Source organism: Paenibacillus mesophilus, assembly GCF_005938385.1.
Classification (GTDB): Bacteria; Bacillota; Bacilli; order Paenibacillales; family NBRC-103111; genus Paenibacillus_AB; species Paenibacillus_AB mesophilus.
Genome location: NZ_VCRA01000010.1, coordinates 35456 through 50355, shown reverse-complemented (window position 1 = coordinate 50355; position 14900 = coordinate 35456). Strand labels below are relative to the sequence as shown.

Below are 14900 nucleotides of genomic sequence, written 5' to 3'. Positions count from 1 at the left end.
GTGTCAAGGCAATACGAAAACTCGGCTTATTCGATTGATTAACTTGCAGAGTTGCCCGGCCCTCAGGTCGATCGGGGGATATTGAATATACATACAATGGACGGAACGTAATGAACAATCGGGAGGTAGAAGATGGACAAACGGGCTCAAGAGGCAAGAGGAATGAAGAGGGGAGCAGTGTTAACCGCTCTACTCATCGGTACATTTATCGCGTTTCTTAACGAAAATTTACTTACCAATGTGTTTCCTGGATTGATGAGGGAATTTATCGTTGCTGCTTCGGCATGTTTTAGGGCCATCCTTTGCGGGAAGGCCCATCAAATCATACTTTTTCCACATAAATAAATATATTTCCATAGTATTTCATGAATCTTTTATACTCAGCATTTCCCTTCAAAACGATGATGGTGGGATAGGCATTGATTTTTCGTTGTTTTAATGAAGCCAACAACTCCTGCTGCGTGGTGCATACAAACTTCCCTTCCTCATAGTAAATAAGAAGCGGCGGATGCGCGGATACATGATCATCGCCTTCGCTTGCAAGGTTCTCCCCGACTTCACATTCTTCACGCTGAATGAGACGCAGTGGAAACTTAACCACCCCGAAATAGAGAGAATCTCCCTCCATGAGATCCCGTACAACGGGAGCAGTTTTGCGGGTAAGCAGGAAATAGCATTGGACCCACTCTTCGATCATACCGGCATTCGCATAGTGTACAGCTGATTCTAGTGTCGGAGAATAAATTAAATCCTTATCATTACTCTTCGAATATATAATTTTCTTAATGGAATCCAAGGATAAGAAGTATTCGTCCGCAATTTCCGAAACGGTGAGCCCATGGGCGTACTTATTGCGAATCATTCGATTGCGCTTCTGCAGTTGATCCCGGTAGCCGGACGTTGCGCCCCAAGCCCTCTTTTCCTCCCCGGTGGGAATATAAAGCAGTTTCCCTGCCGCGTATTTCTGGATTTCTTTCAATAGTTCCTCGGGGATTATATCGCTGGCATTTTCATATTTCATCCTATCACCATCTATAAGGCGTATATTCGATCTTTCAGCTCACTGATAGACTTCATAATGGACGTACAGGACTCCGTGTCATCAATCGATGCATGCCAACGCAAGACATCGATCCCTTTGTAATAAGCCATACATAAGAATCTCTCTTGGAAATCCGGTATGACGATGTCCCTTTTCTTGCAATACTCGAGGAACAATTCCGGAATGTGCAAGTACGGCTTATTCAAATCCATAATGGCGAAATCGAGAAGGAAATCGCAGATGCCGGATCTGCTCCAGTCAGGGAACCCGACCGTCATGTTGCCATCCGTGATCATATTGGCGAAGAACGTATTGTTATACACCAAATAACGTTTTCCTTCACAATACGGGATTCTGTCCTTCATTTCCTGCAGGTATTTTTCGAAGAATTCACGCTCAAGAACCGTTGTCTCGAACATCTCCTTCCAATTATACCAGTATCCCTCTCTATCTTCTGCGAATGTCTCGATCAGAAATTCCTTACAGGTCCTATATTCCGTCTTACACTCCTCATTAAACTGGCCATAGCCTTCTACTCCCATTATATCGGAAGAATGAATTTCCAGGATTTTGTCAAAAAACAATTCGTGGCAATCCGTAAACTGTTCTGGGTTTAATTGATCAGCGATAAATCCATTCGGCGTCATATTTACCTTCGCAGAAAGCATCGATCTAATGATATTGTCCTTACCCATCTTTTGGCTCCCTTTCCATTCTTAAATTAGGATTCATCAGGTGCGCATCTGATCTAGGATAAGGATATCATTGGAATTACGCAGGATATATGCATTGAATGTCTTAAATCAACTTTTACACAGTCCCACAAAAACTTGCCGTTACTTATGATACGGTCCTCCGCGCTGTCTATAACGGCAAGTTTAAAAGGCACCCAAAACGGGGGTGCCTTCCTGAGATCTTTTATCGATGCCACATTTATATCGCAGAAGCTTGGCGGCTTAGAAATTGTCGAACAGAACCATCGGTGCATAGTCCGATAGATCGGCTATAAGCAGAACGGGCATCTTCTATTCGATTCATCCGCTTGTACAAAAAACCGGCAAGCGCCCAATAGGGCTGGTAATCCGCCACTTCTTCCGATGGAATAGCTTCCAGCAAGATAATGCCGCGTTCCGTTCCATAAGCCTCTGCGACCGCGGCAGCTCGACCGACTAACGCGCCCAGTGTTGGGTGCATACGAATGAGGCCCTCGTATAACTGAGCAATCGCCTCCCATTCGGTGCTCCCAGTCCATAAACGCTGAGCATGCACCGATTGAATCGCGGCCATGAGTTGAAAGCGCCCGATTCCGCCAGCTTGCGAAGCGGTATGCAGATAACGCTCCGCCTCCATAATCAAGCCTTGTTCCCAACGCGTACAACTTTGCTCAGTGAGGGGGACATAGTTCCCCTCGTCGTCATACCGTGCTTCACGGCGCGCCTCGCAGTGCAGCATGAGCGCCAACAGACCGTAAACCTCCGGTTCGCGGGGAGCGAATTGAAGAAGCAGCTTTCCCAGATAAATGGCCTCCTCTGCCAATCTCCTGCGAGGCGAATCCGCAATAGCGGCCTCGTCCCACCCGCTCCCGTAAGCAGCATAAATGGCTTCCAGAACGGAATCGAGACGACCCGGTATCTCTTCCGCATCAGGCATTTCAAAAACGAGGCGTTCGGCACGGATTTTTGCCTTTACCCGAGTAAGACGCTGGCTCATCGTAGAGGGCTTGACGATAAATGCAGACGCAATTCGAGCTGCATCGATGCCAAGCACGGTCTGCAACATAAGCGGCGTGCGCATCGCAGGATCAATGGCCGGATGTGTGCAAAGAAACATCATCCTTAGGCGTTCGTCCGGAAAAGCAGCGCTTGAAGAATTCAGACGCTGTGCATCCTCGGACATCGCCAGGAGTGTCGGCAGCGCACCTTCGGAAATACGGGTATGTCGGGCACGATCGATAAGCCTCCTTCGGGCGGCCGTAACTAGCCAGGCTTCAGGCTTATCCGGAACGCCAACCTTGGGCCAAGTTTCTAGCGCGGCAAGAAAAGCATCTCCAAGGGCATCCTCAACAGCTTGCAGGTCCCGCCAATTTACAGCCAGATAGGAGAGCAATCGACCGTAAGCATCACGTGCCGCTGCTTCAATGACCTGATTAGTTTCCATAGCCTATTACTTCAAAGGGGGAATGTTCTGTCTGATCTCAACCGTATCAACGGGCCCTCGGGCAGCCCATTCCAGTGCCGTTTCAAAGTCCGGAACATCAATCACGAATATCCCGCCGAGCTGCTCTTTCGTTTCGGGAAACGGTCCGTCCTGAACCACCATCTCGCCGCCGCGCCGCTTCATCGTTGCAGCCGTCTCAGGAGCACAGAGACCCGAACCGAATACCACAATTCCAGCCTGCCGCAAAGCATGCACATAATGCGTCCAGCCTGCCAAGTATTGTTGTTGTCGAGTCGGGTCCGTTCTTGCCGCAAAGTCTTCCTGGCTCTCGTAAAACATCAAAGTGTAATTCATGCAAAAGCTCCTCCCTTTAATGCGTATTGGAATTTGGTTTCGCTATAATGACGTATCGGTTATTTTGATTTCTACATTACAAAAAAATTTTATTGAAATATTCTTAGCTGCGACATCTTTTCAGTTGGTGTAAAGAGCTTGCATGTTGGCTCGAATTGCTGTAATATGAAAGACCTGATCAACGTTAAAGATCACAATGCTTAGTTATACTATCGCGGGGTGGAGCAGCCCGGTAGCTCGTCGGGCTCATAACCCGAAGGCCGCAGGTTCAAATCCTGCCCCCGCAACCAACTTACCATTCTAGCTCGGCATATATATCAAAAAGCCTTTAACCCGCTGAACGTGGATTAAAGGCATTTTTACGTTATCCTATAATTTCATGGCTCCCTGGGCAATAGGAGCCCTGTCTATTATTTGTATATCACCTTATCTACATTGTACTTAGCCTTATATTCGTTGATAATGTACGTCTCGTATATTTCTCTATGGACGGGATCCTCGACTAAACAAACCTCGATTTTGCTCACTTCCTCCCGCTTCTCTTTGATAACCGATGCCGTATCCTCGAAATGCTTCTTAATTCTGGGTCTTAGCTTCCGTGCCTTGCCAACGAATAGGAGTTCATTCTTATCATTATAGAACATAAAGATCCCCGCTTTATCCCTTGGAATCAGAATGAAATCCGTAAACCCGTAAATATGGCTTAATTCAGGGGCCTTCTGTTTGTAAATCTTGACATCCGGAGTCGGAACCGTTATTTGTATCATGAACAATCACTCTCTCTTCTACGTCATTGTTATTTTCGGTTCGCCTCATTTACCTTCAGCAGCTTGCCTTTGATCGTTGTATCCTTTATCTTATCACGAACGAGGCACCCTTTGCCATTGAGGATGCCGGGTTGGGGCACTTCCGGCGGCACTCCTCGATCAGGTCGAGGACTACTTCAACCAACTAAGTGTTGAACTGGAAGGCGAAGCGGAAAGCCAATTTTGCTTAGACGAGAACGGCTACATCGTCTCCCCTTAACACCAAATTTTTCGCCCTCACTTGTGATAAGGTTCCCCCCGAATAATCTTAAAAGCCCGATAAACCTGCTCTACCAACACTAACCGAATCAACTGATGCGGAAACGTAATCCGTCCGAACGACAGCTTCGCGTCCGCTCGCTTCAGCACCTCGTCGGACAGTCCATTCGAGCCGCCGATGAGGAAGGTGACGTGGCTCCTGCCGTAGGTGCCGAGGCGGTCGATCTGGTCGGCCAGCTCCTCCGAGGTCCACATCTGTCCGCCGATCGCCATGGTGATAACGTAAGTATCCGGCTTGAGCGCGGCGAGGATGCGCTCTCCTTCCTTCTGCTTCACCTGCTGCTCTTCCGATTCGCTCATGCGCTCGGGGGCTTTCTCTTCCGGCACCTCCGTAATCGTGAGCTTGGCATAGGGCGTCAGCCGTTTCGAATATTCCGCGATGCCGTCCGTCCAGTACTTTTCCTTAAGCTTCCCTACCGCAATAATTTGAATTTGCATGCTGATCCCGCTCCATTCTTATAGCTGTATATACTCCCCGTAACGAAAGAAAGGGAGCCCTCGCAGGCCCCCGTGTCTGTTCATATGACCAAAAATTGCGGCTTGTTCCCGCACCGCTCGCAAGTTGCCGGCGGCTCCCAAGCGGTGAACTTCACGTCTTTCAAATCGTAAATGTCCGGCGCTTCCTCGTATTCGTCGACAAACTGGTCGATCGCGATTTCGATATGTTCCTTGCATACGACAAACATCGATTAGTCCTCTTTCTTCTCGCCCAATTCGATCGTGGCGGTCGCTTTTTTGCCTGCGCGGTAATACGTCACCTTGATGCTGTCGCCGATTTTCTTGGATCCGTACAGATATTGGCGCAGCGTGATATTATCGTATACCGGCTTGCCGTCGAGCTCCGTAATGACGTCGTTGGTAGCGAGCCCCGCCGTCTTCGCTGGGCCGATTGCATCAATGACGATAAGACCATTCTTGACCGAATCGGGAAGTTTTAGTACTTCCGTTCCTTTATAGGCGCGGAGCGGCTCGGTTGTGAGCCCCATGTACGGGCGCTTCACCTTGCCGTATTTGAGCAGACTGTCGATCGTTTCCTTGGCGGAATTGATCGGGATGGCGAACCCGAGTCCTTCCACGCCCTTCTCCGCCACCTTCATGCTGTTGATGCCGATCAGCTTGCCTTCGAGATTGACGAGGGCACCGCCGCTATTGCCCTGGTTGATGGCCGCATCCGTCTGAATGACGTCCATCTCCCAATCATAGTTCCCGTCTCCGGCAAAAGAGATCGGAACCTTCTGATGCGGCGAGCTGATAACGCCTACGGTCGTCGTCTGCGCGAAACGAAGTCCGAGCGGACTGCCGATCGCAATCGCCGTCTGGCCCGCTTTCAGCTTCTCCGAATCGCCGAACTCAGCGTACGATTGAATGCCGGACGAATCGATCTCGACTACGGCCAAGTCGGTGATCATGTCTCTGCCCTTCAGCTTTCCTTTGCGATGCTCTCCATTGGCCAAAATGACCTCGATCTGCGAAGCCGATTGCACCACATGGTTGTTCGTCACGATATACGCCTTGTCCCCGTCTTTGCGGAATAGGACGCCCGAGCCGATACCCAGGCTTTGCGCATTGCCGGCGCCTTCTTCCTTGATGGCGCTCAGGATGCTGACCACCGCGGGCTTCACCTGCTCGACCGCGCGGACAACCTGGTCTTCCATAAACTGATAGCTGTTTCCGGTGGACATCACTGGAACGGCCGCAAGCTTATCCGGGTTATCCCGGTGCGATCCAATCCCGATCAGGAGAGTCCCCAGCATAAGAGCAGCAGCCGCTCCCGCGATCGTAACGACCGCGGCCGTACTGTTCTTGCTCCGTCTGACGGATGGAAACTCCGATCCATCGTGCGTCCAGCGGGTTCTTCGGGGCAGCTTCGTCGTGTAAAAATCGTCATCAAACAAGCTCATGCCCGCTTCTCCTCTCGGGTCCCTTCACTCTATTTCCACTCGATTTCCAACCGGAAAAAAGAGGAATGTTTTCGCTTCTATCGGCCTATACTAACAATAAGAGAGCCGCTCCCCTTATTTTACTAGATTTGCGCGGAAAGTTCGAGCCAGTTTCACTGGAAAAGGAGAGAAAAGTATATGAATCGTATCCACTCGCATATGCAGGAAGTCAACTGGATCGCCAAGCTCGCCGATCTGAAGGAAGATCATTATCGCAACACGCTGCTCGTCACGACTCTTATGGATTTGCTAATCGAGAAAGGGATTCTGACACGGGGCGAAATCGAGACGAGAATGACCGAGCTGGACCGGATTATGACTCCCGACCCAACCTATCCCATCTCGTAGGACGGTCGAAATATGTATCCTTGAGCTCCACCTTGCGCCCGTCCGCTTCGATTCCGCGGTCCTCTAATATATTATTCACCGTCAGTTTGGCCAAATCCATCAAGTTATGATCGCGGCTCAAATGGGCCAAATACACCGTCTCCGTCTGGCCGGACAAGATGTCGCACAGCGCCTCGCCGGCCGCCTCGTTGGATAGATGGCCGGTATCGCCCAAGATGCGTCTCTTGATATTCCATGGATACTTTCCCATCCGCAGCATCTCGATGTCGTGGTTCGACTCCAGAATGACCGCGTCGGAATCGACAATTTTCTCCTTAACCTTCGCGCTGACGTAGCCGAGATCGGTAGCCAGACTCAGCTTGTGCTCCCCGTCATGGAAGCAATAACCGACCGGCTCGGCCGCGTCATGGGAGATCGGGTAAGATTCGACTTGGAGCGCTCCGAACTCGACGACGCTCCCCGTCTCCATCACCTTGATTTTCTCTTCCGCCAACTCTCCCAGATGCTTATTTAACGCTTCCCAAGTTTTTTCATTGGCGTACACGGGCAAATCGTGCTTTCTTGCCAGAGCGCCGACTCCTTTAATATGATCGGAATGCTCGTGGGTGATCAGGATCGCGTCCAGCTCCGACCCTTTCACACCCCGCTCCTCCATCAGCTGCTCGATTTTTTTGGCGCTTAGTCCCGCATCCACAAGCACTTTCGACTCGCCGCTATCCACGAGCAGCGAGTTCCCCGTCGAACCGCTCGCCAATATCGTATACCGCATCGTCATCCGAAATCCCCTCTTGTCCCAACTTCTTGTCGCTATCATAACTTTCTACGGCTTCTTCGTCGTGCGCGCCGCAGTCTCCACATCTCCCCGGAAGCCCTGCACGTAGTAGATGTCCCCGTTCTCAAGCGCTACCCGCCATGTAGGGAACGTCGGAAGCGCAGACCATTGCTCCGTCTCGAAAAACTGGCCGTGGTACCCGAGCCGGATATCCGTCACGACGGCACCGTTCTGCAAATATTTTTCCGCCAGCGTCCGGAGCACCGTATGAGCCGAGATCACCTTCTTCTCTTCTTTCCCTTCCGAGCCGGAGTCCACCTCCACGTACGATTGCCGGTATCCGGTCACTACGCCGTTAGTCACGAACAGCTCGAGATTGACGTCGAACAAAGGATATTCCCCTACGAGCTGATTCATCATAAACAGGCCGTCCTTGCTCGTAACCCGGTCGTAGGCGTACGACTCGATTTTCGGGATCGCCCGGTTACCCAAATCTTTCAACGATCCTTTGCTTAGGAATAAGTTATAGCGGATTGGCTCGGCCAGATTGATTTTTTTTCCGTAATTTTCGTCATCTACCCATTTCACTGTGATTTCCCGCATCTTCGGGGTTTCCTTCGGTACGACTGCCGTCATCTTAATTCCCCGGCTGATCATAATCCGGTCCAGCTCCTGGGCAATATCCGCCGATGTTTGCTTCGAATCTCCGATGACGTTCCATTTCCCGATCCACAGCTCGTAACCGAGCAGCAAATTCAGCGCCAGGAAAGACAGTATGAATATCGACTTCGCTCTGCTCCAGTCCATCGCACCCTCACTCGCCCTTCCCGGCTCCGATTATCTTAAAATATCGTACGTCCCGTCACGCAGCTCCACAGCCCATACCGGATTCAGCTCCATAAGCTTATCCCGGACGATCGGCTGGTAAGCCGGTGTTACCGCCACGATCAAATTTCTGCGCGCATACGCGTTCAATAGATCGTCCAGCGCTTTGCCGCCTTCGATCGTCTTGAGCGAGCGCTCCACCTTCGTGTTGTCCAGCATCATCATTGAACGCTCGTAGTTCGCTACGACCCGGTTCTGCAGCACGGTTCGGATCAAGCCGAAATTATCGCTGCGATCGCTGATGATCGGAAAAGAATCGTAATATTGGCGGAACGTGAACTGCTGCCGCCCGACGAGCTGCGACTGTGTGAGGGATTTGGCCATGAAGCTGCCGTTCCATCCGCCATGCTGGTTAATAAACTGTACGGCCGCGTTCAGATTCTCTCTGACGTCGTTGCGGCTGTCGACGGCCGGTATAGGGTCGGTATAGCTCATCCACAGCTGGTCGGGCTTTACTTGCAGCCCTCTTTTTCCGTCCGTATACATTTCCGAACCGTCATTTTTACGAAAATTGCGAGTGTTGCGCGGGTCCACGAACAGCGTCTTCTGCAGCTGGTCGATCGGCATCGTATTTACCGCGATTTTATAGTTCGCAACCTCGAGCGGCTGATCGGGCAAATAAAAGTCGTCCTTGATATGGTACGTGACCAGAAGCTCTCCGAAGCCGACCATTTGCTCGATGTTCTTATTGTTTAGATCGGCCCGCGCCTCATATGTGTTGTAATCGGACTGAAAAAACGTCCTCACTTCGTCGGCATCCCGGTTTACATAAATCCAGATCCGGTTGACGCCTTCCGTATCCAGCGGAAGATCGCCCCTGAGCTGGAATACGCTTTTCAGAATGCTGAACGGAACGCCTCCGCGCTGAAACCGCACCTCCACGCCCGCTTGCTTGTTGCGTATTTCCTCCCAATCCAAGCCGGTTTGAACGACTCCGGACCGCCTGAAGTTATCGAACGTGCGTCCTTTGAGCATTTTCATAATTTCTTTGAAATGCAAATGGTTCGGATACAGAGCCATATGCGTCTGTTTCCCCGTATGAAGCACGATCTGCTCGGGGAAAATGAGTTCCTCGGTCGTCATCTGCGTACCGATCCGATCGGTTTGGACATACTCCGCTTGATTGGTCGGCATTTGGCGTGGTGAGCTGAATATGAGCATATAGCTTTGCAGCAAGCTGGCCAGCACGAGAAACGCGAGAATCGCGGATTTGAACTTCTCGATCATACCGCCTCACCTTCCGTTCTGTGAACCGGCAAGGCAAAAGTGACTCGGGTTCCCTGATTCAGCTCGGAATCGAGCGAAATCGTTCCGCCATGCGCTTTTACTATTTCCCGGGCAATCGATAGCCCGAGTCCCGTTCCGCCCATATTGCGCGACCGGGCTTTATCCACCCGGTAAAACCGGTCGAAAATCCGGGCCAAATCTTTCCTCGGAATTCCGATCCCATTATCCTGCACGGCGATTTCCAACCATTCCTTCTCCGTCTTGCCCGCGCGGATCGCGATCGCTCCCCCTTCCGGAGTATATTTGATCGCATTCGATACGAGGTTATCCAGTACTTGGTCGATTTGATCGCGATCGAGCAAAACGTCTTGTATGCCCGGGTCGACGGCAATCTCGATCGATATTTCCTTCTGATCGAGCTGGAACGAGAACCGGTCGGCCACCTCCTCCAGCATATCGGGCACATACGTCGGAACTCTGCTGATCAACGCTTTGCGCGAATCGAGTCTGGACAAATGCAGCAGATCGTTGACGAGCCGGATCATCCTTTCCGTTTCGTTGCGCATGACGCCGACGAATCGGTGCGCCAGCGTTGGATCCTCGATCGCTCCGTCGTCCAGCGCCTCCAGGTAGCTCTTCATCGTCGTCAGCGGCGTACGCAGCTCGTGCGATACGTTGGCGACGAACTCGCGCCGCGCATTCTCAAGCTGCTCCTGCTCGGTGATATCGTGCAGCATGGCGATCGTTCCCGTTATCCCTTCGCCTCTCCGATGAATCGGGGTAAAGACGACTCTCAGCGTTACGAAATCCCCCTCTTCCTCATTCGCTATCTGAATCGTTGCAGTTTGATGCTCGCCCTGCACGTATTGCCCGATCTTCTCCTCCCCGATACCCAGTACTTCCGATACGTTGCGGTCCGTAATGTCCTCGTTGCCGATCCGAAGCATCTGCTTGGCCTGACGGTTTACGACGATGATCGTACCTTGATCGTCCGTGGCGATGACACCGTCGTTCATATTCGCGAGAACCGAAGCGAGCTTTTCCCTCTCTTCTTCGTTCAACGACAACGCTTCCTTCAACCGGTTCGTCATGTGGTTGAACGCATTGCCAAGCTGCCCGATCTCGTCCGGCCCTTTCACCGAAACTTGCTGATTGAAATTGCCGTCCGCCATCGCAGACGCCTGCCTCGTTATTTCCTTGATCGGATTCGTGATCGTATGCGAGATAATGACACCCAGGAACACGGTCAACGCAAGAGCAATTCCGGTCCCGGACAGAAATATTTTGTTAATCCGATTCATCGTCCCGTACAGAGACTCCATCGATGCCACGATATAGACGGCACCCAGCACCTTGGCCCCTTCGCTGACCGGCTGAGCTACCACTTTACGCCGGTGGCCGTCGCTGTCGATCGTTTCGGACTGGATATCCTTAATCCCCTGCAGCGCGGAAACGACTTCGGCCTGCGTGTTCTTTTGCCCGATCAGCGATGCTTTGCTTTGCACGGAAGTGGTCAGTACGAGTCCGTTCGCATCAATGATCTGGATTTCCGCGTCGCTTATGTTGAATAGATTGTTGACGATTTCGTTTAGATCGGCGTACGATTTTTTCCCTTCCACAGACGGCCCGGCATCTTGGCTCGCGATCAAATACGGCTCGGAGAAATTGGCGAGCAAATACGCCTGCTTGTTCAACGAATCGGTGAAATTATCGATAAACGACCGTTCCATCGTGCGGACGAAATAGACGCCGATCAGCTGCATCGCCATCAGAATGAGCAGCACATAGATGATGATGATTTTGCTTTGAATCGTTTGGAAGAGACGCATTTCCTTCAATTCAAGCGCCTCCCGCCTTCGGGTTGCGCATCGTATACCCGAGCCCGCGGCGCGTCATAATGTATTCCGGGCGGCTCGGATCGTCTTCGATCTTCTCCCGCAGGCGACGGATGGTCACATCGACCGTTCGGACGTCCCCCAAATATTCGAACCCCCACACCGCTTGCAGTAAATGCTCCCGCGTCATAACCCTGCCGCTGTTTTTGGCCATGTAATAGACCAGTTCATATTCCCGATGCGTCAGGTCAAGCGTCTGGCCGTCCTTGTATACCAAATACATATCGGTATCGATCGTGAGCCGGTGAAGGCGCAATCCGGCCGGCTCGGCCGCTTCCTGCTGGCTTTGGGCGGCTTTGCTCTGCCGGCGCAAATGCGCTTTCACCCGTGCCAGCAGCTCCCTCGTACCGAACGGCTTCGTCACGTAGTCGTCTGCACCGAGCTCCAGCCCGAGTACCTTGTCCACCTCGGAATCTTTGGCCGTAAGCATAATGATCGGAGTATCCTTCTTGGCGCGCACTTCACGGCATACGTCCATGCCGTCCTTCACCGGGAGCATGATGTCGAGCAGAATGAGATCCGGATCCTCGGAGAAGGCGAGCTCCACCGCCGCACCGCCGTCAAATGCGCATACGACCTGATAGCCTTCCTTCTCCAGGTTGAATTTCAATATTTCCGCGATCGGTAGTTCGTCGTCCACGACCAATATTTTTCCGTACATTCGCCTTCACCGCCCCTTTTCGTTTCTTTCCTCTATATTACCATACATGGCGTTTCAAATCGCAATGAATCGGGTAATAGTAAAATATCCCTGGAAAATATTGCAGGGAGAAGAAAGAGGCGTGAGGCCGAATTTTCGTTCAGCTCCACACCTCTGCAACCTTTGATGGGTTTCATTCGTATAGTAAGAAGAATTAACGCGACAAAAACTTCAGTGGGTTTTCGGCAACGCCGTTGCGCTGGATTTCGAAGTGCAGGTGGACGCCGGTCGAATCGCCGGTGCTGCCCATCACGCCGATTTTCTCGCCCTTCTCGACGATTTTGCCTTTGGTCGTTTCGATTTTGCTCAGATGACCGTACACGGTGACGTATCCGTTCTTATGATCGACGACAACCTTGTTGCCATAACCGTCGCCTTTGTCTCCCGTATACGTCACTACGCCGTTGTCGGCAACGATAATGTTGCGGTTTCCTGTAATGTCTACGCCTTTGTGCATTTTGCCCCAACGCATACCGAAGTAATCCGACAGCTTGGCGCCGACGACCGGCCAGATGAACTTGCCGCTGCCCTCGCCGAGAATAACCTTCGTGCCCTTCTTGGCGTATTCCGGTACCGGCTGTTCGATGATTTCCTCATCAACCAGCTCCTGGTCCATCATATAGCCGTTCGCTTTCGTCACGAGGAACGTTACTTTCTTCATGCCGTTTTTGCCGGGCTTGATCGTTTGGATTTGACCGGCCCGCATCGTATCGTCCTTCTCGTAGATGATCTCGTGCTGCATTTCCTGGTTCTCGACTACCTTCTCCACCGTCTTCACAGTAAGCGCCGGCTTCAGCATCGTAACGTCGAGTACATCGCCTATTTTGATTTTATCGTCTTGGATCCACGGATTTTTCTCATAAATGAGCTGCTTGGAGATGCCTAATTTCTTGGCGATGCATCCGACGCAGTCTCCCTTGACGACCGTATACTTGCTGGGGGCGACATCTCCGGTTTCCAATTTCACGACCAAGTCATCCGGTTTCGCGATGTCTTCCGGCTTAATCTCGGTAATGTTCAAGTCGATCTTCTCCATAAAATCGACCGATTGGATGACCGACTCCCCGACTTGCGGTTCGGGAGCTGTCGACAACACGGATACGCGTCCGTCTTTTTTCTGAGGAGCGTATTTCCCTTTGATCCGGCTCAGCACGTCTTCCGCCGTCTCTTTATCCTTCACAATACCGACCAGCTTGTCATTTACGACCATCTGCACGCCGACGGCATGCGCCTTCAACATTCCATCCAGATTGGAAAGCGCGGCATCGTTATCGCTTTGGATTTTGTAAGCCTTTTCAGCTTTATAGGCGACCTCATCCGAATTTAGCACCATATGTACATTCGGGTTATCCTCTTCGAGCTGCTTTACTTTGCCTATAATGTATTCTTCGACAATTTTCGGATCGCTGACCGTACCGGCCAGTTGATTGCCGACATATACGTGATACACCTCATAGGTGTGCAGCTGAACGTATTCATTGCCGCCGACTGAAATGGAAGCTAACAATCCCAAGGCGCCTACGCCTTGCAACAAGCGAAGTTTATACGTCCGGAGCAGCGACTCTGTGCGATGTAGAGGCCGTCGTTCCCTTATTTTTTCAGTCAAGCTTTCGTATTGAGCCTTGGAGAACATGCGCTTCGTCTTCTCAAGCGCGGCCATGACCCAATCTTTACCCTTGAATGACTTCATGAGATTCTCCTTACATTGGTTTTTTACGAAACTTGGCAACATTCGGCAACAAAAGCCGACACCAATGTTTTTACTTTACCACAGACCGTCTATCAGTTTCAACTTTCTGTGGGTAAAGGCAGTAGAGAGGACCGTGAAGGCAGGCGGCATCTACAACGAACGGAATTGGGCGCTATCGGATCAACTGGCATTTCTAGTATTTGTTCACAATATCCATCAATTTTGCAACTTGCTCCGGCTGCAAGTATCGTTCCACGATCTTCTCGATTTCCGTAAGCTCCGTAGCTGTGAGACCGTCCTCGAGTTTTGTCGATATGTGCTGAAGCTCATCTTGCGGCAGTTGAGAAATGAGCATCGAAAAAACGGTAACCTTATCTTCCTCCGAAAGCATTTCGCGTTTCTTCTGGAATTGTTCGGCACTGATCACCACTTTATCTTTTCCCCGGCCCTCCTCCGTACCGGTCTGCGACCAAGCGGCAACGGCCTCGTCTTGCGGAGGTGTAACACCTGTGCTGGAATCGGGCTGCGGCGCCCTCTCCTTTCCTTTTTGCGGCGTACCCCCTTGATCTACTATATTCGACCCGTTCCACAAATTTGCAACAAATTCGGTAAGATCAATCTGATTTATCGGCAATACGGCTTCATAGGACTTCAACATTTGCTGTACATACGCATGCATGACATAAAAAGTAGTTGCTGCGGATACGATTGCGACTAGTAACACGGTTGCGATCATTTTGCTTAGCCAGCTTAAAAATTTCATGCTTCCGTTCCCACCTTCTGACGATTAGGAGCTTTAACGGAA

General features: G+C 51.2%; 16 protein-coding genes, 1 tRNA gene and 1 pseudogene. 3 read left to right on the top strand and 15 right to left on the bottom strand.

Annotated features, from left to right (window positions below; all coding sequences use genetic code 11):
* The first annotated feature begins 132 nt into the window (after positions 1-132).
* A complete protein-coding gene (locus tag FE783_RS18775) occupies positions 133-345 on the top strand; it encodes a hypothetical protein (RefSeq protein ID WP_238403151.1) in 213 nt (70 codons plus the stop codon).
* Positions 346-763: 418 nt separating this feature from the next.
* On the opposite strand, the pseudogene FE783_RS18770 reads toward FE783_RS18775, so the two are convergent.
* From FE783_RS18770 to FE783_RS18755, 4 genes and pseudogenes are all read right to left on the bottom strand, one after another.
* A pseudogene (locus FE783_RS18770) lies at positions 764-1021 on the bottom strand (CD3324 family protein); the annotation flags it as partial.
* 11 nt (positions 1022-1032) lie between these two features.
* Positions 1033-1737 carry a hypothetical protein gene (locus tag FE783_RS18765; protein WP_138880926.1) on the bottom strand — a complete coding sequence of 235 codons (705 nt, stop codon included), beginning with the start codon at positions 1735-1737 and terminating at the stop codon, positions 1033-1035.
* A gap of 238 nt (positions 1738-1975) precedes the next feature.
* Positions 1976-3199 (bottom strand): RNA polymerase sigma factor, encoded by a 1224-nt coding sequence (locus tag FE783_RS18760; RefSeq protein WP_138880925.1) that lies wholly within the window; start codon positions 3197-3199, stop codon positions 1976-1978.
* Positions 3200-3205: 6 nt separating this feature from the next.
* Positions 3206-3553 carry a YciI family protein gene (locus FE783_RS18755; RefSeq protein WP_138880924.1) on the bottom strand — a complete coding sequence of 116 codons (348 nt, stop codon included), beginning with the start codon at positions 3551-3553 and terminating at the stop codon, positions 3206-3208.
* A gap of 213 nt (positions 3554-3766) precedes the next feature.
* Here FE783_RS18755 and FE783_RS18750 point away from each other — a divergent pair.
* Positions 3767-3843 (top strand) — tRNA-Met (locus FE783_RS18750).
* Positions 3844-3963: 120 nt separating this feature from the next.
* Here the strand turns inward: FE783_RS18750 and FE783_RS18745 are convergent.
* From FE783_RS18745 to FE783_RS18730, 4 genes are all read right to left on the bottom strand, one after another.
* Positions 3964-4320: a nucleotide excision repair endonuclease gene (locus tag FE783_RS18745; protein ID WP_138880923.1), complete on the bottom strand. Its 357-nt coding sequence runs from the start codon at positions 4318-4320 to the stop codon at positions 3964-3966.
* Positions 4321-4596: 276 nt separating this feature from the next.
* The gene (gene rlmH / locus FE783_RS18740) at positions 4597-5076 is read right to left on the bottom strand and encodes a 23S rRNA (pseudouridine(1915)-N(3))-methyltransferase RlmH (protein WP_138880922.1); all 480 of its coding nucleotides are present in this window, start codon (positions 5074-5076) and stop codon (positions 4597-4599) included.
* An 80-nt stretch (positions 5077-5156) separates the two neighbouring features.
* On the bottom strand, positions 5157-5324 hold the full coding sequence (locus tag FE783_RS18735) for a CxxH/CxxC protein (protein ID WP_138880921.1): 168 nt from the start codon (positions 5322-5324) through the stop codon (positions 5157-5159).
* Positions 5325-5327: 3 nt separating this feature from the next.
* Positions 5328-6539: a S1C family serine protease gene (locus FE783_RS18730; RefSeq protein WP_138880920.1), complete on the bottom strand. Its 1212-nt coding sequence runs from the start codon at positions 6537-6539 to the stop codon at positions 5328-5330.
* A gap of 177 nt (positions 6540-6716) precedes the next feature.
* Here FE783_RS18730 and FE783_RS18725 point away from each other — a divergent pair, with 177 nt between their 5' ends.
* Positions 6717-6926 (top strand): nitrile hydratase subunit beta, encoded by a 210-nt coding sequence (locus tag FE783_RS18725; protein ID WP_138880919.1) that lies wholly within the window; start codon positions 6717-6719, stop codon positions 6924-6926.
* On the opposite strand, the gene FE783_RS18720 is transcribed toward FE783_RS18725, so the two are convergent.
* The 7 genes from FE783_RS18720 to FE783_RS18690 form a co-directional block, all read right to left on the bottom strand.
* Entirely contained in the window at positions 6892-7701 is an 810-nt protein-coding gene (locus FE783_RS18720) for an MBL fold metallo-hydrolase (protein WP_138880918.1), read from the bottom strand. The genes FE783_RS18725 and FE783_RS18720 overlap by 35 nt on opposite strands.
* A gap of 45 nt (positions 7702-7746) precedes the next feature.
* Positions 7747-8505 (bottom strand): two-component system regulatory protein YycI, encoded by a 759-nt coding sequence (gene yycI, locus FE783_RS18715; RefSeq protein WP_138880917.1) that lies wholly within the window; start codon positions 8503-8505, stop codon positions 7747-7749.
* Positions 8506-8535: 30 nt separating this feature from the next.
* Positions 8536-9810 (bottom strand): YycH family regulatory protein, encoded by a 1275-nt coding sequence (locus FE783_RS18710; RefSeq protein ID WP_138880916.1) that lies wholly within the window; start codon positions 9808-9810, stop codon positions 8536-8538.
* Complete coding sequence (walK, locus tag FE783_RS18705; protein WP_138880915.1) at positions 9807-11648, bottom strand: cell wall metabolism sensor histidine kinase WalK; 1842 nt, start codon at positions 11646-11648, stop codon at positions 9807-9809. The genes FE783_RS18710 and walK overlap by 4 nt, the downstream gene beginning before the upstream one ends.
* A gap of 1 nt (position 11649) precedes the next feature.
* Positions 11650-12366, bottom strand: coding sequence for a response regulator YycF (gene yycF, locus FE783_RS18700; RefSeq protein ID WP_138880914.1), 717 nt, complete (start codon positions 12364-12366; stop codon positions 11650-11652).
* A 193-nt stretch (positions 12367-12559) separates the two neighbouring features.
* Positions 12560-14095, bottom strand: coding sequence for a M23 family metallopeptidase (locus tag FE783_RS18695; protein WP_158301902.1), 1536 nt, complete (start codon positions 14093-14095; stop codon positions 12560-12562).
* 193 nt (positions 14096-14288) lie between these two features.
* Positions 14289-14858: a hypothetical protein gene (locus FE783_RS18690; RefSeq protein WP_138880912.1), complete on the bottom strand. Its 570-nt coding sequence runs from the start codon at positions 14856-14858 to the stop codon at positions 14289-14291.
* Between the last annotated feature and the right edge of the window lie 42 nt (positions 14859-14900).

Excerpts from the sequence above, each read along its gene's own strand:
- FE783_RS18775 (WP_238403151.1), top strand. The coding sequence starts at position 133 with ATGGACAAACGGGCTCAAGAGGCAAGAGGAATGAAGAGGGGAGCAGTG.
- FE783_RS18765 (WP_138880926.1), bottom strand. The coding sequence starts at position 1,737 with ATGGGTAAGGACAATATCATTAGATCGATGCTTTCTGCGAAGGTAAAT.
- FE783_RS18760 (WP_138880925.1), bottom strand. The coding sequence starts at position 3,199 with ATGGAAACTAATCAGGTCATTGAAGCAGCGGCACGTGATGCTTACGGT.
- FE783_RS18755 (WP_138880924.1), bottom strand. The coding sequence starts at position 3,553 with ATGAATTACACTTTGATGTTTTACGAGAGCCAGGAAGACTTTGCGGCA.
- FE783_RS18745 (WP_138880923.1), bottom strand. The coding sequence starts at position 4,320 with ATGATACAAATAACGGTTCCGACTCCGGATGTCAAGATTTACAAACAG.
- rlmH (WP_138880922.1), bottom strand. The coding sequence starts at position 5,076 with ATGCAAATTCAAATTATTGCGGTAGGGAAGCTTAAGGAAAAGTACTGG.
- FE783_RS18735 (WP_138880921.1), bottom strand. The coding sequence starts at position 5,324 with ATGTTTGTCGTATGCAAGGAACATATCGAAATCGCGATCGACCAGTTT.
- FE783_RS18730 (WP_138880920.1), bottom strand. The coding sequence starts at position 6,539 with ATGAGCTTGTTTGATGACGATTTTTACACGACGAAGCTGCCCCGAAGA.
- FE783_RS18725 (WP_138880919.1), top strand. The coding sequence starts at position 6,717 with ATGAATCGTATCCACTCGCATATGCAGGAAGTCAACTGGATCGCCAAG.
- FE783_RS18720 (WP_138880918.1), bottom strand. The coding sequence starts at position 7,701 with ATGACGATGCGGTATACGATATTGGCGAGCGGTTCGACGGGGAACTCG.
- yycI (WP_138880917.1), bottom strand. The coding sequence starts at position 8,505 with ATGGACTGGAGCAGAGCGAAGTCGATATTCATACTGTCTTTCCTGGCG.
- FE783_RS18710 (WP_138880916.1), bottom strand. The coding sequence starts at position 9,810 with ATGATCGAGAAGTTCAAATCCGCGATTCTCGCGTTTCTCGTGCTGGCC.
- yycF (WP_138880914.1), bottom strand. The coding sequence starts at position 12,366 with ATGTACGGAAAAATATTGGTCGTGGACGACGAACTACCGATCGCGGAA.
- FE783_RS18695 (WP_158301902.1), bottom strand. The coding sequence starts at position 14,095 with ATGAAGTCATTCAAGGGTAAAGATTGGGTCATGGCCGCGCTTGAGAAG.
- FE783_RS18690 (WP_138880912.1), bottom strand. The coding sequence starts at position 14,858 with ATGAAATTTTTAAGCTGGCTAAGCAAAATGATCGCAACCGTGTTACTA.